18 protein-coding genes are annotated in these 19,714 nt (G+C 66.8%); 9 read left to right on the forward strand and 9 right to left on the reverse strand.

The genetic code is table 11. The features are described 5' to 3' along the window. Positions 1 to 49: 49 nt before the first annotated feature. The gene (locus ACGFZ3_RS07170) at positions 50 to 2,131 is read right to left on the reverse strand and encodes a S9 family peptidase (RefSeq protein WP_392918431.1); all 2,082 of its coding nucleotides are present in this window, start codon (positions 2,129 to 2,131) and stop codon (positions 50 to 52) included. A gap of 133 nt (positions 2,132 to 2,264) precedes the next feature. Here ACGFZ3_RS07170 and ACGFZ3_RS07175 point away from each other — a divergent pair, with 133 nt between their 5' ends. Beyond that, positions 2,265 to 3,482 (forward strand): pyridoxal phosphate-dependent aminotransferase, encoded by a 1,218-nt coding sequence (locus ACGFZ3_RS07175; protein WP_392918434.1) that lies wholly within the window; start codon positions 2,265 to 2,267, stop codon positions 3,480 to 3,482. Positions 3,483 to 3,598: 116 nt separating this feature from the next. Here the strand turns inward: ACGFZ3_RS07175 and ACGFZ3_RS07180 are convergent, their stop codons facing one another. Beyond that, the gene (locus ACGFZ3_RS07180) at positions 3,599 to 5,692 is read right to left on the reverse strand and encodes a prolyl oligopeptidase family protein (protein WP_392918436.1); all 2,094 of its coding nucleotides are present in this window, start codon (positions 5,690 to 5,692) and stop codon (positions 3,599 to 3,601) included. Positions 5,693 to 5,726: 34 nt separating this feature from the next. Beyond that, positions 5,727 to 6,086 (reverse strand): hypothetical protein, encoded by a 360-nt coding sequence (locus tag ACGFZ3_RS07185; protein WP_392918439.1) that lies wholly within the window; start codon positions 6,084 to 6,086, stop codon positions 5,727 to 5,729. A 139-nt stretch (positions 6,087 to 6,225) separates the two neighbouring features. Between ACGFZ3_RS07185 and ACGFZ3_RS07190 the strand changes: the two genes are divergently transcribed. After that, positions 6,226 to 6,828, forward strand: coding sequence for a lipocalin family protein (locus ACGFZ3_RS07190; RefSeq protein WP_392918442.1), 603 nt, complete (start codon positions 6,226 to 6,228; stop codon positions 6,826 to 6,828). A 22-nt stretch (positions 6,829 to 6,850) separates the two neighbouring features. Here the strand turns inward: ACGFZ3_RS07190 and ACGFZ3_RS07195 are convergent, their stop codons facing one another. The 3 genes from ACGFZ3_RS07195 to ACGFZ3_RS07205 all read right to left on the reverse strand — a co-directional run bounded on the left by ACGFZ3_RS07195 (position 6,851) and on the right by ACGFZ3_RS07205 (position 9,573). Next, the gene (locus ACGFZ3_RS07195) at positions 6,851 to 7,540 is read right to left on the reverse strand and encodes a methionine ABC transporter permease (protein ID WP_217535714.1); all 690 of its coding nucleotides are present in this window, start codon (positions 7,538 to 7,540) and stop codon (positions 6,851 to 6,853) included. Beyond that, positions 7,537 to 8,544 carry a methionine ABC transporter ATP-binding protein gene (locus ACGFZ3_RS07200; protein WP_392918445.1) on the reverse strand — a complete coding sequence of 336 codons (1,008 nt, stop codon included), beginning with the start codon at positions 8,542 to 8,544 and terminating at the stop codon, positions 7,537 to 7,539. The genes ACGFZ3_RS07195 and ACGFZ3_RS07200 overlap by 4 nt, the downstream gene beginning before the upstream one ends. Before the next feature lie 132 nt (positions 8,545 to 8,676). Further along, positions 8,677 to 9,573, reverse strand: coding sequence for a DMT family transporter (locus ACGFZ3_RS07205; protein ID WP_392918447.1), 897 nt, complete (start codon positions 9,571 to 9,573; stop codon positions 8,677 to 8,679). Between the two features lie 78 nt (positions 9,574 to 9,651). Between ACGFZ3_RS07205 and ACGFZ3_RS07210 the strand changes: the two genes are divergently transcribed. From ACGFZ3_RS07210 to ACGFZ3_RS07220, 3 genes are all read left to right on the forward strand, one after another. Then, positions 9,652 to 10,134, forward strand: a complete 483-nt coding sequence (locus ACGFZ3_RS07210) for a YajQ family cyclic di-GMP-binding protein (protein WP_392918450.1) — start codon at positions 9,652 to 9,654, stop codon at positions 10,132 to 10,134. A 102-nt stretch (positions 10,135 to 10,236) separates the two neighbouring features. After that, the gene (locus ACGFZ3_RS07215; RefSeq protein WP_392918452.1) at positions 10,237 to 10,830 is read left to right on the forward strand and encodes a DUF1415 domain-containing protein; all 594 of its coding nucleotides are present in this window, start codon (positions 10,237 to 10,239) and stop codon (positions 10,828 to 10,830) included. Then, positions 10,821 to 11,636, forward strand: coding sequence for an SDR family oxidoreductase (locus tag ACGFZ3_RS07220; RefSeq protein ID WP_392918455.1), 816 nt, complete (start codon positions 10,821 to 10,823; stop codon positions 11,634 to 11,636). The genes ACGFZ3_RS07215 and ACGFZ3_RS07220 overlap by 10 nt, the downstream gene beginning before the upstream one ends. 73 nt (positions 11,637 to 11,709) lie before the next feature. Here the strand turns inward: ACGFZ3_RS07220 and ACGFZ3_RS07225 are convergent, their stop codons facing one another. Both ACGFZ3_RS07225 and ACGFZ3_RS07230 read right to left on the reverse strand, forming a co-directional pair. Further along, the gene (locus tag ACGFZ3_RS07225; protein ID WP_392918458.1) at positions 11,710 to 13,740 is read right to left on the reverse strand and encodes a M3 family metallopeptidase; all 2,031 of its coding nucleotides are present in this window, start codon (positions 13,738 to 13,740) and stop codon (positions 11,710 to 11,712) included. A gap of 119 nt (positions 13,741 to 13,859) precedes the next feature. Next, positions 13,860 to 14,972, reverse strand: coding sequence for a PLP-dependent cysteine synthase family protein (locus ACGFZ3_RS07230; protein ID WP_093534005.1), 1,113 nt, complete (start codon positions 14,970 to 14,972; stop codon positions 13,860 to 13,862). A 102-nt stretch (positions 14,973 to 15,074) separates the two neighbouring features. Between ACGFZ3_RS07230 and gloA the strand changes: the two genes are divergently transcribed. From gloA to ACGFZ3_RS07250, 4 genes are all read left to right on the forward strand, one after another. Then, positions 15,075 to 15,602, forward strand: coding sequence for a lactoylglutathione lyase (gene gloA, locus ACGFZ3_RS07235; protein ID WP_392918462.1), 528 nt, complete (start codon positions 15,075 to 15,077; stop codon positions 15,600 to 15,602). A gap of 92 nt (positions 15,603 to 15,694) precedes the next feature. Further along, positions 15,695 to 16,123 (forward strand): VOC family protein, encoded by a 429-nt coding sequence (locus ACGFZ3_RS07240; RefSeq protein ID WP_193069514.1) that lies wholly within the window; start codon positions 15,695 to 15,697, stop codon positions 16,121 to 16,123. A gap of 133 nt (positions 16,124 to 16,256) precedes the next feature. Next, positions 16,257 to 17,561, forward strand: a complete 1,305-nt coding sequence (locus tag ACGFZ3_RS07245; protein WP_392918464.1) for a putative DNA modification/repair radical SAM protein — start codon at positions 16,257 to 16,259, stop codon at positions 17,559 to 17,561. Beyond that, entirely contained in the window at positions 17,558 to 19,012 is a 1,455-nt protein-coding gene (locus ACGFZ3_RS07250; RefSeq protein ID WP_392918467.1) for a UdgX family uracil-DNA binding protein, read from the forward strand. Before ACGFZ3_RS07245 ends, ACGFZ3_RS07250 begins: the two co-directional genes overlap by 4 nt. 87 nt (positions 19,013 to 19,099) lie before the next feature. Here the strand turns inward: ACGFZ3_RS07250 and ACGFZ3_RS07255 are convergent, their stop codons facing one another. Further along, positions 19,100 to 19,531 (reverse strand): CBS domain-containing protein, encoded by a 432-nt coding sequence (locus tag ACGFZ3_RS07255; protein WP_392918470.1) that lies wholly within the window; start codon positions 19,529 to 19,531, stop codon positions 19,100 to 19,102. Positions 19,532 to 19,714 lie beyond the last annotated feature (183 nt).

Raw genomic sequence — 19,714 nt, forward strand, 5'->3', positions numbered from 1 at the left:
GATAGCGAGGCTGCGCGCCGACCGCGATGGTCGGCGCGGGCACGCAGCGTCACCGCGCCGTAGTGACGCCCAGCTGGTCGAGCACGAACGCATACGACTCGGCCAGCTCCCGGTAACGCTGGAAGCGGCCGGACTTGCCGCCATGACCGGCTTCCATGTTGGTGCGGAACACGATCGGCGCGGTCCCGGTGTTGTCGTCGCGCAGCCGCGCCACCCACTTGGCCGGCTCCCAGTACTGCACCTGCGAGTCCCACAGCCCGGTGCCGACGAACAGCGCCGGGTAGGCTTGGCGCTGCACGTTGTCATAGGGGGAATAACCCAGCATGTAATCGTAGTACTCGCGGTTCTCCGGGTTGCCCCATTCGTCGTACTCGTTGGTGGTCAGCGGGATGCTGGCATCCAGCATGGTGGTCACCACGTCCACGAACGGCACCTGCGCCACCATTACCCGGTAATCCTGCGGGGCCTGGTTGGCTACCGCGCCCATCAGCAGGCCGCCGGCACTGCCACCGGATGCGGCCACCCGGTCCCTGGCGGCATAGCCCTGGCGGACCAGTTCGCGGGTGACATCGACGAAGTCGTTGAAGGTGTTCTGCTTTTTCAGCAGCTTGCCGTCCTCATACCAGGTACGCCCCATTTCCTCGCCGCCGCGGATATGCGCGATCGCATAGACCACGCCGCGATCCAACAGGCTGACCACGGTCTGGTTGAAGCCCGGGTCCATCGACATGCCGTAGCTGCCATAGGCGTACTGGTACAACGCGCCGGTACCGTCTTTCTTGAAGCCGTTGCGGTAGACCAGCGACACCGGCACCTTCGCACCGTCACGCGCGGTGACCCAGACCCGCTCGGTGGTGTATTGCGCCGGGTCGTAGCCGATCACCGGCTGCTGCTTGAGTTGGCGGCGTTCGCCGGTGACGGTGTTGAGTTCGTAGGTGGTGGTCGGCGTGGTGAGCGAGGTGTAGGCGTAGCGCAGCCACGGCGTATCCGCTTCGGGATTGGCGGCCAGGCCCATGGAGTACACCGGCTCGTCGGCCTTGACGTAGTCCTGGCGCCCATCGGCGAACAGCAGGCGCACCCGCTCCAGCGCGTTGGAGCGCTCGGCGATCGCGGTGAAGCCGTCGAACAGTTCGAAGCCCTCCACCAGTACGTTGTCATCGTGCGCGACCCAGTCGGTCCACTGGCTGCGTGCAGTGGCATCGGTAGGCGCGGTGACGATCTTGAAGTTCTTCGCGCCGGCATCGTTGGTACGGATCACCCAGCGCCCGCCGAAATGGTCGGCGTCGTATTCAACGTCGCGCGCACGTGGGGCCAGCACGCTGAACTGCTGCGGATTGGCGGCCGGCGCGTAGCGGGTTTCCGAACTGACCGTGCTGTGCAGGTCGATGGTGATGAAGCGGTCGTCACGGGTGCGGCCCACGCCCATGTAGAAGCTGTCGTCCGCTTCCTCGTACACCAGCACGTCGCTGTGGGTCGGGGTACCCAGCACGTGCTTCTTCACCCGCACGGTGAGCAGGGTTTCCGGGTCGTTTTCCACGTAGAACAGCGTGCGATTGTCGTCGGCCCAGACCACGTTGGCGGAGACATTCTCGATGCGGTCCGGCAGCACCTCACCCGTGCGCAGGTCCTTGAAGCGGATCACATACTGGCGGCGGCCCACGTCATCTTCGGCCCAGGCCAGCAGGTGGTTGTCCTGGCTGACGTCGGCATCGCCCACGTCGAAATAGCCCTTGCCTTCGGCCATCCTGTTGAGGTCGAGCAGGATTTCTTCCGGCGCTTTCATGCTGCCCTTGCGGCGCGCCTGGATCGGGTAGTCCTTGCCGGTTTCGTAGCGGCTGTAATACCAGTAACCGCGCTCGCGCGCCGGCACGCTGGCGTCATCCTGCTTGATCCGGCCAACGATTTCCTTGTACAGGGTCTCCTGCAGCGGCTTGAGCGGGGCCATCACCTGGTCGGTGTAGGCATTTTCCGCATTCAGGTAGGCCAGCATGGCGGGTGCTTCGCGCTTGTCGTCCCGCAGCCAGTAGTAATCGTCGTTGCGGGTTGCGCCGAACGGGGTGGTGACCGGGTGCGGATGCTTCTCGGCGTCGGGTGGGGTCAGCGCGGGGGCGGCATGCACGGAAGCAGTCATCAGGGTGGCAACCAGAAAGAGGACAGGGGATTTCACGAAATAGGGCTCCTTGCCAGTGAATGCAATGGCGGCCAGTCTGGCGGCGCAGCGGTACCCGCGGCAAGCGCGCAGGCCCTCGCCTATCATGGGGCGTATGAGCACTCGCATCCCCACGGCCGGCTACAGCCGCCGCAGCCAGGAAATCGAACCCTTCCACGTGATGTCCCTGCTGGCCCGTGCGCAGGCGCTGGAACAGGCCGGTCATGATGTTATCCACCTGGAAATCGGCGAGCCGGACTTCACCACGGCCGCGCCCATCGTGCAGGCCGGCCAGGCCGCGCTGGCCGCCGGGCATACCCGCTACACCGCCGCGCGTGGATTGCCAGCCCTGCGCGCGGCCATCGCCGGCTTCTACGGCACCCGCTACAACCTGGACCTGGACCCGGAACGCATCCTGGTCACCCCGGGCGGCTCCGGCGCGCTGCTGCTGGCCAGCAGCCTGCTGGTCGATCCGGCCCGCCATTGGCTGCTGGCCGACCCGGGTTACCCATGCAACCGGCATTTCCTGCGGCTGGTGGAAGGCGCAGCGCAACTGGTGCCGGTAGGACCGCAGACCGCTTATCAGCTCACCCCCTCATTGGTGGACACCCATTGGAATGCCGCCAGCGTCGGCGCCCTGGTGGCCTCGCCGGCCAATCCGACCGGCACGGTGCTGTCGGCCGCGCAGCTGGCTGCACTGTCGGATTCACTGAAGGCACGCGGCGGCCACCTGGTGGTGGATGAGATCTACCACGGCCTCACCTACGGCATGGACGCGTCCAGCGTGCTGCAGGTGGACGACGAGGCGTTCGTTCTCAACAGTTTCTCCAAGTACTTCGGCATGACCGGCTGGCGGCTGGGCTGGCTGGTGGCACCGCCCCAGGCCGTGCCCGAGCTGGAGAAGCTGGCGCAGAACCTGTACATCAGCGCGTCGAGCATTGCCCAGCACGCCGCATTGGCCTGCTTCGAGCCGGAGACCATCGCCATGTTCGAACGGCGCCGCCGCGCCTTCCAGGCGCGGCGCGATTACCTGCTGCCGGCCCTGCGTGCGCTCGGATTCCGCATCGAGGTCGAACCCAAGGGCGCGTTCTACCTCTACTGCGATGTAAGCGCGTTCACCGATGACGCGCAGGCGTTCTGCGCGCATTTCCTGGAAACGGAGCATGTGGCATTCACCCCGGGTCTGGATTTTGGCCACTACCGCGCCAACCAGCACGTGCGATTGGCGTATACGCAGGAAGTCCCGCGGTTGCAGGAAGCCGTGGCGAGGATCACGCGCGGATTGGACACGTGGAAGCGCACCGCCCAACAGTCGGCGCCTGCCGCCCGGTAAAAAAACGCCGCGCATCACGCGCGGCGTTCAAAAGGGGTGGAGCCAACCAGACGCCCCACCACCCGGAGATGCCCACCGACCAACGATCGGTGGCTAGCGCTGGTCGGCACACCCTCTTATTTCAACCGTTCCCACAGGAAGCTGTAAGCCAGCGCCGACATGTGCGCCGCCTGCGCATTGTTTGCTGCGCCACCGTGGCCGCCTTCGATGTTCTCGTAGTAGGTCACATCCTTGCCCGCGTCGATCATCTTCGCCGCCATCTTGCGGGCATGGCCCGGGTGGACGCGGTCATCGCGGGTCGAGGTGGTGAACAGCACCGGAGGATATGTCTTCTTCGGGTCGAACAGGTGGTACGGCGAGAAGGTCTGAATGTACGCCCAGTCGGCAGTGTCGGGGTTGCCGTATTCGGCCATCCACGAGGCGCCGGCCAGCAGGTGGCTGTAGCGCTTCATGTCCAGCAGCGGCACCTGCACCACCACGGCCCCGAACAGCTCCGGGTACTGGGTGAGCATGTTGCCGGTGAGCAGGCCACCATTGCTGCCGCCCTGCACGCCGAGGTGCTTCGGCGAGGTGATCTTGCGGCTCACCAGGTCACGGGCGACCGCGGCCATGTCCTCATAAGCCTTGTGGCGGTTCTGCTTCAGCGCTGCCTGGTGCCAGCGCGGGCCGTACTCGCCGCCGCCACGGATGTTGGCCACCACGTACACGCCGCCCTTTTCCAGCCAGGCGCGGCCCATGCCGCCGGAGTACGACGGGGTCAGCGAGATCTCGAAGCCGCCGTAACCGTACAGCAGGGTCGGGTTGGACCCGTCCAGCTTCATGTCCTTGGCATGCACCACGAAGTACGGCACGCGGGTGCCGTCCTTGCTGGTAGCGAAGTGCTGCTCGATCACCTTGCCTTCGGCATCGAAGAACGCCGGCATGGTCTTGAGCACTTCCGGCTGCTTGCCGATTTCAGCCAGCGCCAGGGTGGTCGGGGTCAGGTAGTCGGTGACGGTCATCCACACCGCATCGCTTTCGTCGGCATCCACCGCGCCTACCGCCACGGTACCGAACGAGGGCGCGCCGGTGAAGTCGCTCTTCTTCCAGCCCTCGGCCGACGGGGTCAGTACCTGCAGGCGGCTCTTGACGTCGTCAAGCACGTTGAGCACCAGATGGTTTTTCGTCCAGCTTGAGCCCGCCAGCGAGGTGGTTTCGGTGGGGGCGAACAGTACCTCGAAGTCGCGCTTGCCGGCGATGAAGTCGTCCAGCCTGGTAATCAGCAGCGAACCGGCGGCATAGGTCTTGCCCCCCACCGTCCACGGATCGCGCAGCTCCAGGGTCAGCCACTGCTTCCGCAGGCCCTTCTCGGCCGAGTTCGGCGCATCGATCCTGGTCAGTGTGCCATCGTCAGCACGCAGGTAGATCTCGTTGTTGTAGAAGGCCAGCGTGCGGCTGACCAGATTGCGCTCATACCCCGGCGTATCGTCATGCATCGCCGCGATGTACATGTCATCGGGCTTGCCTTCGTAGACCACGCTGGCTGCCGACAGCGGCGTGCCGCGCTTCCACAGCTTGGCCACCCGCGGGTAGCCGGAGGTGGTCATGCTGTCCTTGCCGAAATCGGTGTAGACAAACACGGTATCGCGGTCGATCCAGCCCAACCCGCCCTTGGATTCGGGACGGAAGAAACCGTCCTTGATCCAGCGCTTGTCGGCCAGGTCGAATTCGCGGGTCACATCGGCGTCGGCGCCACCGCGCGACAGCGCGATCAGGCAGCGGGTGTACTCCGGGCGCAGGCATTCGGCGCCGTGCCACACCCAGTTCTCGCCTTCGGCCTTGTTCAGCGCGTCGAGGTCGAGGACGGTCTCCCACTTCGGCGCCGGCTTGCGGTACTCATCCAGCGTGGTGCGCCGCCACAGGCCGCGCTCGTGCTGCTTGTCCTTCCAGAAGTTGTAGTAGTACTCGCCGATCTTCTGCACGCCGGGAATCTTGGCATCCGAATCGAGCACCTCGCGGATGCTGGCTTCCATCTGCCTGAAGGCCGGGGTCTGGGCCAGACGGCCTTCGGACTTGGCGTTCTGCTGCTTGACCCAGTCCAGCGACTTGTCGCCGGTGACATCTTCCAACCAGGCGTAGGGATCGGCAGGGGTCTCAGTTGCCATAGCGTTTCCAGCGGCACCAGCGGAGAACAGGCCTGCCATCAGGCAGGCAGAGGCGAGTCGTGACATTGCGGCTCCAGACGGTCATATCCCCCGGACGCTATCACACGGCCTGCCCCGCTCCCCCCTGTCGAAGGTCAGGGCGCGCCGTCCGGCGCGGCTGCAGCCGGATGCGGCGTCTGGCCTGCGGCCCGCGCCGGCGCTGGGCCTGGCGGCGCAACAGGCCCAGCGGCAGCCGGAACCGGTACAGGCTCCACCAGGCCAGACACGGCATGCCCACCAGCCACAGCGGCAACCAGCCCAGCCACTGGCTGTCGCCGCGCGCGGCCGGCCACACCAGGACGAGGGCGAAGCCGGCCAGGGCGACCTGCCGGACCCCGCGCAGCACCTGCGGGTGCGGCGCTTCGAACGACCGCGTGGTGGACCGTGAAGAAGCGGAATGACGCGAAGACGACAAGGGCATGACACGGCTCCGTGCGAAAGTGATGCGCTACCTTGCCGTGCATCCATCTCACAGGCTGCGACCTTCCACGCTTCGACCATTGACGTTCTTCGTCGTCCCACCCACCATGCCCCTGCACGCCCCTGGAGCCTTCCGCCGCATGTCATCGAACCGTCCGCTTTGCGTTGCCCTGCTGCTGTCGTCGCTGTCGCTGTTGGCCGCCTGCTCCTTTGGCGACAGCAAGCCGACCCCGCCGTCGGTGGCCAGTACCGCGACGAGCGCTCCGATCGACCTGCAGAAGTTCATGGGCACCTGGTACGTGATCGGCCGCGTGCCGAACCCGGTCGAGCGCGGCCACGTGGCCAGCGTCAACCAGTACACGCTGCGCGGCGACCAGAAGGTGTCCATCACCTATCGTTTCCGCGACGGCTTCTCCGAGCCGCAGCAGGAACTGACCGTGCGCGCCTCGGTGGATGAGGAGAGTGGCAACCACAACTGGCGCACCTGGTTCTACAAGGTGGTACCGACCCACACCCGCGTGCTGGAAGTGGCGCCGGACTATTCCTGGGCGATGCTGGGCTACCCGGGCCGCGAGATGGCCTGGATCTTCGCGCGCAAGCCGGACATGGACAAGGAGCTGTACAAGGAGCTGGCCACCCGCCTGCGCGATCAGTACGGGGTCAACACCGACAAGCTCAAGCGCGTGCCGCAGCACCCCGAGCAGGTGGACCGCCTGGGGTACGAGGTTCCGAACGTAAGGTGATCAGGCCGAACGTCAGATCAATTTACTTGCGCGAATACCGCCCTACCAGCCAATCGCCCAGCATCTGCAGCAGCTGGACCAGTACCAGCAGCAGCACCACGGTGACCAGGGCCACATCGGTGTGCGAACGCTGGTAGCCGTCGCGGAAGGCCAGGTCGCCCAAGCCACCTGAGCCGATCGCGCCCCCCATGGCGGTGAAGCCGATCAGCGCGATCACGGTGACGGTGGCCCCGGCAATCAGGCCCGGCCGTGCTTCGGGCAGCAGTACCCGGCTGACCAGCTGCCAGGTGGTGGCGCCCATCGCCTGGCTGGCTTCGATCACGCCGCGGTCCACTTCGCGCAGCGCGGTTTCCACCAGGCGCGCGTAGAACGGCGCTGCGCCGATCACCAGTGGCACGATCGCACCGCGCACGCCGAGCGAGGTGCCCATCATCCACAGCGTGATCGGGATCAGCACGATCATCAGGATGATGAAAGGCACCGAACGCAGCAGGTTGACCAGCAGTGCCAGCCCGCCGTACAGCACCGGCTTGCGGTGCAGCTGCGGCGAACCGGTCAGGAACAGCAGCACGCCCAGCGGCAGGCCGATGGCCAGGGTGAGCGGCAGCGAGCCGGCCAGCATCAGCAGGGTATCGACGGTCGCTTGGCCGATGTCCGCCCATTTGGCCGCGTCGAGATGGCGGAAGAACCCGCCCGCAGTAGCGATGATCATCGGCGCAGCTCCTCCAGGTGAACGCCGGCGGCCACGAAGCCGGCCTGCGCGGCCTGCACGTCGCCGCCCACCAGCGATACCGTCAGCTGGCCATACGGGGTGTCTTTGATGCGGTCGATGCGACCGGACAGGATGTTGTAGTCCACCCCCGTCTCGCGCGCGATGCGGCCCAGCACCGGCTCATAGGTATCGGTACCGAGGAAGGTCAGGCGCACGATGCGCCCGGCCACGGCGTCGAAATCCTTGTGCAGCTCGCCTTCGTCGACCTGTTCGGATTCGTTGACGAAGCGGCGCGTGGTCGGGTGCTGCGGATGCAGGAACACCTCGGTGACCGGCCCGGTTTCCACCAGGTGGCCGGCATCGAGCACGGCCACGCGATCGCAGACGCGGCGGATCACATCCATCTCGTGGGTGATCAGCACGATGGTCAGGCCCAGCTCGCGATTGATCCGGCCCAGCAGTTTGAGCACCGAGGCGGTGGTCTGCGGGTCGAGCGCGCTGGTCGCTTCATCGCACAGCAGGATCTGCGGGCGGGTGGCCAGGGCGCGGGCGATGCCGACGCGCTGCTTCTGACCGCCGGACAGCTGTGCCGGATACTTGTTGGCGTGCGCTTCCAGGCCCACGGTATGCAGCAGTTCGCTTACCCGTGCGTCGATGTCCGCCCGTGGAGTGCCGGCCAGCTCCAGCGGGAAGGCCACATTGGCCGCGACCGTGCGCGACGACAGCAGGTTGAAGTGCTGGAAGATCATGCCGATCCTGCGGCGCAGCGCGCGCAGGCCATCGCGGTCCAGCGCGGTGACATCCTCGCCGTTGATCAGCAGGCGGCCACCGGTCGGCTCTTCCAGGCGGTTGATCAGCCGGATCAGGGTCGATTTGCCCGCGCCGGAATGGCCGATGATGCCGAACACTTCGCCGGCCTCGATGGTCAGGTCCAGCGGCTGCAGCGCGGCGATCGCGCGGCCACCGACGACGTAGGATTTGTGCAGGCGCTGGAACTCGATCACTTCGCGGTCAACCGGGGCATCGACGGGAGGGGGCGTGCAGCCTACCAGCGCGGGACGGCCCTGGCCCGCGCGGCAGATTCGAATGATATTCCCTTTGCTTATAAGGAAACGTCGTCGCCCGCCTGGCGGGGCTCAGGGGTGGTCCAGCGGCTGCGGCGCACGGACCTGGCGGACCCGCTCGCGGTGCAGCAGGTACAGGCCGGAGGCCACGATGATCGCTGCGCCCAGCCAGGTGAACCGGTCCGGCAGCACGCCCCAGAACGCCAGGTCCCAGCCAATCACCCAGACCAGCCCGGTGTATTCGAGCGGGGCGATCAACGAGGCCTCGCCGAGCTGGAAGGCGCGGGTCAGGGCTACCTGGCCCCCGGCTCCGGCCAGGCCCATTCCAGCGATCAGCGCGGCGTGTCCCAGCTGCAGCGGCTGCCAGTCCGGAAGGGCCAGCAGGCCCGCGCCGAGCGCCAGGATCACCAGGAACCACACCACCATGGACTGGGGGGTATCGGTGCGGGTCAGCATGCTGACAGTGATGGCGGCCACCGCGTAGGCCGTGGCCGCCAGCAGCACCATCAGCCCCGGCACCGAAATGAAGCCGTCCACCCCGGGGCGCAGCACCACCACCACTCCGACCAGGCCGATGCCGATGGCGATCCAGCGGCGCGGCCCGACATGCTCACCCAGCAGCGGCACCGACAGCGCTGCGATCAGCAGCGGTGCGACGAAATAGATGGTGTAGGCGGTGGACAGCGGCAGGCTGCGCAGCGCGAAGACGAAGCAGCCGATCATCGCCATGCCGAGCAGGCCGCGCAGCAGGTGCAGGCCCCAGCGCACGGGGATCAGCGAGCGCGGGCCGGCCGTGGCCAGCACCCAGACCAGCACGAACGGCAACGAAGCCGCGCCGCGCAGGAAGGTGACCTGAAGGGTGGGGTAGCTGGAGGCGAGCTGCTTCATGCCCGCATCCATCAGCGAGAAGCAGGCCACCGCCATCAGCATCCAGGCGACGGCACGGGAGGGGGAGCGTTGGGTGTTCATGGCCCATTATCGCCGCCCCTGCCGGGACGTCCATGCACGGTTGGTTAGAATGGGGGCTTCACCTGCAGGAGAATCCCCATGCCCTCATTTGACGTCGTTTCCGAAGTCGACATCCACGAACTGACCAACGCGGTCGACCAGGCCAACCGCGAGCTGTCCACCCGTTTCGACTTCAAGGGCGTGGATGCCAGGTTCGTGCTGGAAGACAGCGTGATCAGCCAGTCCGCTCCCAGCGACTTCCAGCTGCAGCAGATGACCGACATCCTGCGCCAGCGCCTGACCGCGCGGAAGATCGACGCCGCCTGCCTGGAATTCGGCGATATCGAAACCAATCTCGCCGGCGCCCGCCAGAAGATCACGGTTAAACAGGGCATCGAACAGAAGGTTGCCAAGAAGATCGCCGCAGCGATCAAGGAAGCCAAGCTCAAGGTCGATAGCCAGATCAACGGCGACAAGCTGCGCGTGACCGGCAAGAAGCGCGACGACCTGCAGGACGTGATGGCCCTGCTGAGAAAGGAAAAGTTCGAGGTCCCGCTGCAATTCGACAATTTCCGCGACTGATCCAGCGCGCCGGGTGCCGGGCCCTGCCCGGCCCTGGCCCGATCACGCCCGCCCTGGCCAGCCCCCGTACAATGCGCTGCCCAGCCCGCGAAATCGCCCGCCATGAATGACCTGCCCCTGCCCGCCGACACCGCGCCTGACGGCAGCGATCCCATCGCGGAAACCCGGCGCTGGCTGGAGCAGATCGTCATTGGCCTGAACCTGTGCCCGTTCGCCAAGGCGGTGTACGTGAAGGACCAGGTGCGCTTCGTGCTCAGCGACGCGACCACCATCGAAGCACTGGTGGAAGAACTCGCCGAAGAACTGGTGCTGCTGCGCGACACCCCGGCCGAGCAGATCGACACCACGCTGATCGTGCACCCGGACGTGCTGACCGATTTCCTGGACTACAACGACTTCCTCGACAACGCCGATGCCGCGATCGAGGCGCTGGACCTGCAGGGCATCCTGCAGGTGGCCAGCTTCCACCCGCAGTACCAGTTCGCCGGGGTCGCGCCGGATGATGTGAGCAACTACACCAACCGCTCGCCTTACCCGACCCTGCACCTGCTGCGCGAAGACAGCGTGGAACGCGCGGTGGCCGCGTTCCCGGATCCGGACGTGATCGTCGAACGCAACATTGAAACCCTCGACAAGCTGGGCATTGAAGGCTGGACCCGCCTGCTCGGCCGCAAGGACACCCCGCGATGCCACTGACCCCGGCCATCACTGACTGGCCCGCGCAGCCCTTGCGCGACCGCGTGGTGATCGTCACCGGTGGTGCGCAGGGGGTGGGCCGTGGCATCGCGCAGGCGGTGCTGGGGGCGGGAGGCAGCGTGATGATCGCCGACCTGGACGCCGACGCCGGCCGCGCCTGCCTGAAGGAATGGGCACTGCCCGAGCGCGCCGCCTTCCAGCGTGCGGATGTGGCCCGCGAACGCAGCGTACAGGCGCTGGTCAAGGCCACGCTGAAGCGCTTCGGGCGCATTGACGGGCTGGTCAACAACGCCGGCATCGCCAGCGCGCATGGCACCCCACTGGCGGAGATGACGCTGGCCGAATGGCAGCGCCGCCTGTCCAGCCTGCATGGGGCGTTCCTGTGCAGCAAACACGCACTGCCGGCGCTGCGCACGCAGGCGGCGGACAAGGCCGGCGGGTCAATCATCAACATCGCCTCCACCCGCGCGTGGCAGTCCGAGCCGGACAGCGAAGCCTATGCTGCGGCAAAGGGCGGGCTGGTGGCGTTTACCCACGCGCTGGCGATCAGCAGCGGGCCACAGGTGCGGGTCAACAGCATCAGCCCCGGCTGGATCACCACCGATGCGTGGCAGGCCCCGGCGCGGCGGCGCACGCCGAAGCTGTCGCGCCGCGACCATGCCCAGCATGCAGTCGGCCGGGTCGGCCAGCCCGAGGATATCGGTGCGCTGGCGGTGTTCCTGCTCTCGGACCTGTCCGGGTTCATCACCGGACAGGACCACGTGGTCGATGGCGGCATGAGCCGCACGATGATTTACGCCGAATGATTCAGCGCCGTGCCGACCAACGGTCGGCACCTACCAGCTGAGGTAGGTACCGACCGTTGGTCGGTACACGGGATCAACCGGCCATGCCGTTGTGGCGCAACAGCGCATCCACGTTCGGTGCGCGCCCGCGGAACGCGGCGAAGTTCTCCGCCGCACTGCGGCTGCCGCCGCGCGACAAGACTTCATCGCGGAAGCGCCTTCCGGTTTCAGCCACTTGATCCGGCGCTTCCTCGAACGCCGCATACGCATCGGCACTGAGCACCTCGGCCCATTTGTAGCTGTAGTACCCCGCCGCATAGCCCCCGGCGAAGATGTGGCTGAACTGGTGCGGGAAGCGGTTCCATTCCGGCGGGCGGTTGACCGCCACTTCGTCGCGCACGCGTTCAAGCAGCTGCAGCACGCTGTCCTGCACGGGGTCGAAGCTGCTGTGCAGCTGCATGTCGAACAGCGCGAACTCCAGCTGGCGCACGGTGAACATGCCGCTCTGGAAGTTGCGCGCGGCGAGCATGCGCTCGAACAGCGCGCGCGGCAGCGGCTCGCCCGTCTCCACATGCGCGGTCATCGCCTGCACGCGGTCCCACTCCCAGCAGAAGTTCTCCATGAACTGGCTCGGCAGTTCCACCGCATCCCACTCCACGCCGTTGATGCCGGCCACGCCCAGCTCGCCGATGCGGGTCAGCAACTGATGCAGGCCATGGCCCATTTCATGGAACAGCGTAGTCACCTCGTCGTGGCTGAAGGTCGACACCTTGCCTTCGGCGCCCTTGCCGAAGTTGCACACCAGGTACACCACCGGCGTCTGCACGCCATGGGCGGTGTCGCGGCGGTTGCGGCAGTCGTCCATCCACGCGCCGCCACGCTTGCCCTCGCGCGCGTACAGGTCCAGGTAGAACTGCCCGACCAGTGCGCCCTGCGCATCGACCAGGCGGAAGAAGCGCACGTCCGGATGCCACACCGGCGCCTGGTCGGGCTGCACCTGCAGGCCGTACAGGCCGTGGATGACGCTGAACAGGCCCTCCAGCACCTTCGGCTCGGTGAAGTACTGCTTCACTTCCTGCTCGGAATAGCTGTAGCGCGCCTGTTTCAGCTTCTCGGATGCAAAGGCGAGGTCCCACGCTTCCAACGCAGGCAGGCCCAGTTCGTCGCGGGCGAACGCGTCCAGCTCGGCGCGGTCGCGCTGCGCGTAGGGCTTGGCGCGTGCTGCCAGATCGCGCAGGAAGCCCAGCACCTGCGGCGCGTCTTCGGCCATCTTGGTTTCGATGGAGTATTCGGCGTAGCTGGCAAACCCCAGCAGCGAGGCCAGCTCGGCGCGCAGCGCCAGGATGCGGTCGATGTGCACGCTGTTGTCCAGCTTGGCATCACCGAACTCGGAGGCACGCAGCGCGTTGGCGCGGTACAGCGCTTCGCGCAGCGGGCGGTGTTCGGCATAGGTCTGCACCGGCAGATAGCACGGCATCTGCAGGGTCAGCTTCCAGCCCGGGAGGCCATCCTTCTCCGCCGCGGCACGGGCAGCGGCCACCACATCCTCGGGCAGGCCGGCCAGTTCGCTGCGGTCTTCCACGTGCAGCGACCAGGCATCGGTGGCATCAAGCACGTTCTGCGAGAACGTCGCCGACAGCGCCGAGAGCTCCTCGCGGATCGCGCTGTACCGGGCCTTGCCGGCCTCGTCCAGTTCGGCGCCGCCCAGGCGGAAATCGCGCAGTGCGTTGTCCAGCACCTTGCGCCGGGCCGGGTCATACTGCGCCGCTTCCGGCGTGGCCGCCAATGCGCGGTACTGCTGGAACAGCGCCAGGTTCTGGCCGAGGGCGCTGCCGAAGCGGGTCACCTTGGGCAGATTGCTGTTGTAGGCCTCGCGCAGCGCAGGCGTGTTCACCACTGCCTGCAGGTGGCTGACCTGGCCCCAGGCGCGCCACAGGCGTTCGGTGGCATCGTCCAGCGGCTCGACGAAACGGGCCCAGCTGACCGGCTGCACGGTTTCGGCCGCTTTCACCGCCGCCTCGGCCTGGGCCAACAGGGTATCGATGGCCGGGCCGATGTGCTCGGGCTGGATCGCATCGAAACGGGGCAGGCCGGAAAAATCAAGCAGGGGATTGGCAGGGGTCACAGCGGGGTCTCCAGACAGCGGGGCCGGCACGCCGGCGTTTCCCACCATATGGCACCGGACCCGGTGCTGCACAAGCCCCGGCGGCCACGGGTTCGTGGCCGTTCACCGGTCGGTGTTGCTCAGTACAGCGCTTCCAGCGCGGCGTTGGGCAGCTCCGGCAGGCCCTGCCCGGCCACCGCCGCGGCGATCACCGCATCGGCCTGCTCCACGTCGATGCCCTGACGCGGGTACCAGTCCGGGTTGTAGTAGCTGTGCGCATAGCGCTCGCCGCTGTCGCACAGGATCGTCACGATCGAGCCGCTGCGCCCGGCCGCACGCATGCGCTCGGCGGCATGCAGCACGCCGATGAAATTGGTACCGGTGGAGCCGCCGACGCGGCGCCCCAGCTGGCGGCTGACATGGCGCATGGCGGCCAGGCTCAGCGCGTCGGGCACCTTGACCATGGCATCCACGCTGGTCGGGATGAAGCTCGATTCCACCCGGGGCCGACCGATGCCTTCCACCCGCGAACCACCGCTGCAGGTGAGCTCGCGCCACGGTTCACCGGCCAGGGCAGCGCGGTAACCGTCGAAGAACACCGACACTTCCGGGTCTGCACACAGGATGCGGGTGTCGTGCCGGCGATAGCTCACGTAGCGGCCCAGCGTAGCGGCGGTGCCGCCGGTGCCGGGGCTGCACACGATCCATTCCGGAACGGGGTGCGGCTCTTCGGCCATCTGCTTGAAGATGGATTCGGCGATGTTGTTGTTGGCGCGCCAGTCGGTGGCGCGTTCGGCGTAGGTGAACTGGTCCATGAAGTGGCCGCCGGTTTCGCGGGCCAGCTTTTCCGAATCACAGTTCAGGTCGCAGGCGCGTTCGACCAGGTGGCAGCGGCCGCCGTGGAATTCGATGGCGGCAATCTTTTCCGGCGAGGTGGTCGCCGGCATCACCGCAATGAACGGCAGGCCCAGCAGGCGCGCGAAGTAGGCTTCAGACACCGCCGTGGAGCCGCTGGACGCCTCGATCACCGGGCGTCCCTCGCGCAGCCAGCCGTTGGCCAGCGCGTACAGGAACAGCGAGCGCGCCAGGCGGTGCTTCAGGCTGCCGGTGGGATGGCTGGATTCATCCTTGAAGTACAGCTCGATGCCCGGGTGGCCCGGCAGGTCCATCGGAATGAGGTGGGTATCGGCCGAACGGTTGAAATCGGCTTCGATCTTGCGGATGGCGGCGGCCACCCATTCACGCTGCGACATGTCGACGATGGGCCAGGAAGATGCAGCATTCTACGTCCCCTTGCCGGCGCCCCGCTAAAATGAACGGCCAGCCGCGTTGCGCGGCCTCCCACAGGATCCCCCATGAGCCTTGCCTCCCTGCAGTCCCAGCCGGGCGTTGCCGCCCAGCCGCCGGCCGAAACCACCGGCTTCGTGTTCAACCACACCATGCTGCGCGTCAAGGACGCCGCCGCCTCGCTGGACTTCTACACCCGCGTGCTCGGCTTCCGCCTGCTCGACCAGCGTGACTTCCCCGAAGCCCAGTTCAGCCTGTACTTCCTGGCCCTGCTGCCGGCGGGTACGCAGATCCCGGAAGGCGACGATGCGCGTCGGCTGTGGATGGCCGGCCTTCCCGGCGTGCTGGAGCTGACCCACAACCACGGCACCGAAACCCAGGACGGCCCGGTCTACCACGACGGCAACCAGGACCCCCGTGGCTTCGGCCACATCTGTGTGTCGGTGCCCGACATCCAGGCCGCCTGCAAGCGCTTTGACGATCTCAAGGTGCCTTACCAGAAGCGTCTGGAAGACGGCCGCATGAAGCACCTTGCCTTCATCAAGGACCCGGACGGCTACTGGGTGGAGATCATTTCCAACACCCCGATCGGCTGATTGCCCCGGCTTCAACAATGTGCACGCCCTGCCAAGGCGGGCGTGCACCGCCGATGGTATACCTGCGTTCCTTTCCACCCGAAGGAACCCGCATGGAAACCATGGAACTGCACCGCGGCCGGCTGATCGACCACCTGCAACTGATCGTGCGTGACCTGCCGGCCAGCCGCCGCTTCTACCAGGCCGTGTTCGACACCATCGGCATTCCCATCGCCGGCGAGGGCGACACGTATTTCTGGGCCGATGAGCTGTTCATTTCCACCGCCGACAGCGAAGCGGCCGCCGGTGAACTGACCGGCCGCCACCACCTGGCCTTCCAGGCCCGCGACCGCGCCACCGTCGATGCCTTCCACAAGGCGGCATTGGCCGCAGGCGGCAAGGACAACGGCGCCCCCGGCGAACGCCCCTACCACCCGGGCTACTACGCCGCCTTCGCGATCGATCCGGACGGCAACAACATCGAGGTCGTGTACCACGGCCCGGCGAGCTACAGCGCCGACTCGGTGAAAGTCACGTTCTGAGTATCGTCGTAACCCAGACGCGCCTTCGTAGAGCCCCCCCTGGGTGGCTGCGTCCACGCCGGCCCCCTGAACGCTTCAGCCGGCGCCGACCCCAGTCTCACAACATGAGACTGGCCGCCCCTACCGTTTCCCCATGGAGACGATACGCAAACTGGCGATCCTGGCCGATGCCGCCAAGTACGACGCGTCCTGCGCCTCCAGTGGCGCGGGACGCCGCGATTCGCGCAGCTCCGGCGGCATAGGCAGCACCGAAGGCGCCGGCATCTGCCACAGCTACACACCCGACGGGCGCTGCGTATCGCTGCTGAAGATCCTGCTCACCAACTTCTGCATCTACGACTGCGCGTACTGCGTGAACCGGGTTTCGAGCAATGTGCCGCGTGCGCGCTTCAACGTCGCCGAGGTGGTTGCGTTGACCATGGATTTCTACAAGCGCAACTACATCGAAGGTCTGTTCCTCTCCAGCGGCATCATCCGCAATGCCGACTACACCATGGAGCAGATGGTGGAGGTGGCGCGGCAGCTGCGCGAGGCGCATCGTTTCTCCGGCTACATCCACCTCAAGACAATTCCGGAAGCGTCTCCGGAACTGCTGGCGGCGGCGGGGCGCTATGCCGACCGCCTCTCGATCAACATCGAGCTGCCCACCGAGGAAGGCCTGAGCAGCTTCGCGCCGGAAAAATCGCTGCCCTCCATTCGCGGCGCAATGGGTGAACTGCGTTGGCGCATCGAAGAAGCCAAGGAGGCCAAGGCCGCCAGCGACTCCAAGCCCACTACGGTGGCGGCACCGGCGCCAACCTCCCCCACCAAGCGCGCCGGTCGCGCCCGTGCACCCCGCTTCGCCCCTGCCGGCCAGAGCACGCAGATGATCGTCGGCGCCGACGGCGCCAGCGACCACCAGATCCTCGGCGCCGCCGACAACCTGTACGGCAACTACCGCATGCGCCGGGTGTACTACTCCGCGTTCAGCCCGATTCCGGATGCCAGCCGGCTGCTGCCGGTGCAGGCACCGCCGCTGGCGCGCGAACATCGGCTGTACCAGGCCGACTGGCTGCTGCGCTTCTACGGCTATGGCGTGGAGGAAATCACCGACACCACGCAGAACGGCATGCTCGACCTGGACATCGACCCGAAGCTGGCCTGGGCAATCCGCCACCCCGAGCGCTTCCCGGTGGACCTCAACGTGGCATCCAAGGAGATGCTGCTGCGCGTGCCCGGGCTGGGCGTGCGCAACGTCAAGCGCGTGCTGATGGCACGCCGGCACGGGCGCCTGCGCGTGGCCGACGTGGCCCGCCTGCGCGCGCCGATGAGCAAGCTGCTGCCGTTCGTGCAGCTGGCTGACCATCACCCGCGCCGCGCCTTGGATGACCCCACCGCCCTGCGTGCACGACTGGCGCCGCCACCGCGTCAGGCCTCGCTGTTTCCCGACGCCGCATGAGCCGCTGGAGTGTGCGGGTCGATCCGGCATGGTCGGTGCAGGCATGGCGTGATGCGGCGCGATTGGGACTGCAGCATGGTGTTGCACCCGATCAGCTCGATTGGCTGCAGGGCGGCGACGCGTCGCTGCTGGACGCGCCGCCGCTGGCCAGTCTGCCCGCCCGGCAGAGCCACGGCACGACCATCCCGGTGCCGAAATCGTTCGTCGAACTGGCGTCCACCTGCCTGTGCCACAGCGATCCACAGCGGCACGCCCTGCTCTACCGGATGCTCTGGCGCATCGTGCACGGCGAGCGCGGCCTGCTGACCAACCCGGCCGACCCGGACGTGCTGCGTGCGATGGCACTGGGCCAGGCGGTACGCCGTGACAGCCACAAGATGAAAGCGTTCGTGCGCTTCCGCGAGGTACCCGGCGAGGACAACGCGTTCATCGCGTGGTTCGAACCCGACCACCACATCGTGGACCGGGTCGCGCCGTTCTTCGCGCGCCGCTTCGCCGGCATGCGCTGGGCGATCCTCACCCCCACCCGCAGCGTGCGCTGGGACGGACAGGAACTGGCCTTCGGCCCCGGAAGCAAGCAGGCCGATGCGCCGGTGGAGGATGCGCGCGAAGAACTGTGGCGCACCTACTACGCCAACATCTTCAATCCCGCCCGCCTGAACACCCGGATGATGCAGCAGGAAATGCCGACCCGGTACTGGAAGCACCTGCCGGAGGCGAGCCTGCTGCCCACGCTGGTGCGCGATGCCGGTGACCGCGTGCAGGAAATGCATGACCGTGAAGCGCAGGCACCACAACGTCGGATACCGGAGCAGCACATTCCCCTGCGCGGCCCGGCAACCGCGAACGGCGATTCCCTCGACGAGCTGCGCACCGCGGCCGCCGGTTGCCGGCGCTGCCCGCTCTGGGAGCCAGCCACCCAGACCGTGTTCGGCGAAGGCCCGCGCGATGCGCAGGTGATGCTGGTCGGCGAGCAACCCGGGGACTCCGAGGACCTGAGCGGGCATCCCTTCGTCGGCCCGGCCGGGCAGCTGTTGAACCGGGCGCTGCAGGCACTGGGCATCGATCGCAGCGCGCTGTACCTGACCAACGCGGTGAAGCACTTCCGCTATGAGCGGCGCGGCAAGAAGCGCATCCATTCCAAGCCGCAGGTCACCCATATCAATGCGTGCCGGCCCTGGCTGCTGGCGGAGATTGAACAGGTGAGCCCGAAGGTGATCGTCTGCCTGGGCGCCACTGCAGCGCGCGCCGTGTTTGGCCCCGGCTTCAATCTGGGCCGCGACCGTGGCCGCTGGCACGCGTTGGAAGATGGCACCCGTGGCTTTGCGACGGTGCATCCTTCCTGGGTGTTGCGGCAGCCTGTGGGTGCAGCGCAGGAAGAAGCGTATCAGCTGCTGCTGGGTGACCTGGAGAGGCTGTCGACCCACGCTGGAAACGGCCGCACCGAGTAGAGCGAACCACTCAGTGCGTGATGCCACTCCAGCGTCGCATCGCCGCGTGGAAGCGGACTGGACGTCCGCTCCACTGCCCCGCCTTCTTCAGTGTGCGGCCATATAGATGTCCTGCAGCACCGCCTTCTCCAGCTCCAGCTCGTTGAGCAGGTTCTTGACGATGTCACCCAGGCTCAGGATGCCCACCAGCGTGCTGCCCTCGGTCACCATCAGGTGGCGATGGCGCGAATAGGTCATCAGCGCCATGGCCTGCTTCAGGGTCGCCTCGGGCGCGATGCCCTCCAGGCCCGCCGAGGGAAGCGTGGAAATGACCCGGCGCCCAGCCTGCGGGCCGTCGTCGGCCAAGCTGCGCACGATGTCTTTCTCGGAGATGATCCTGACCGGTACATCGTCCTTCATCACCACCAGCGCGGCGATCTTGTGCGCGCTCATCTTGTGGGCGGCGGCGCCGATCGTGTCTTCGACGTCGATGGTGACAACGGAGTCTTTCTTGGATTGCAGAAGTTCGCGGACGTTCATTCTTTTTCCTGTTGCAGACTGGGTGAAGCCACACGCCTTGCGTGGTGGGACCGATTGACGCAGCCAGCGGCTGACACCCCGAGAATCGCATTTCGACTAGAACCGACGCTGAATGTCGCGGGCGGACTTGACTAAAGTTTTCCCGACGCCAGAAACGGCAAAGGGCGGCCCCGTGGGCCGCCC

Source organism: Stenotrophomonas sp. NPDC047960, from assembly GCF_043204395.1.
Lineage (GTDB): Bacteria > Pseudomonadota > Gammaproteobacteria > Xanthomonadales > Xanthomonadaceae > Stenotrophomonas.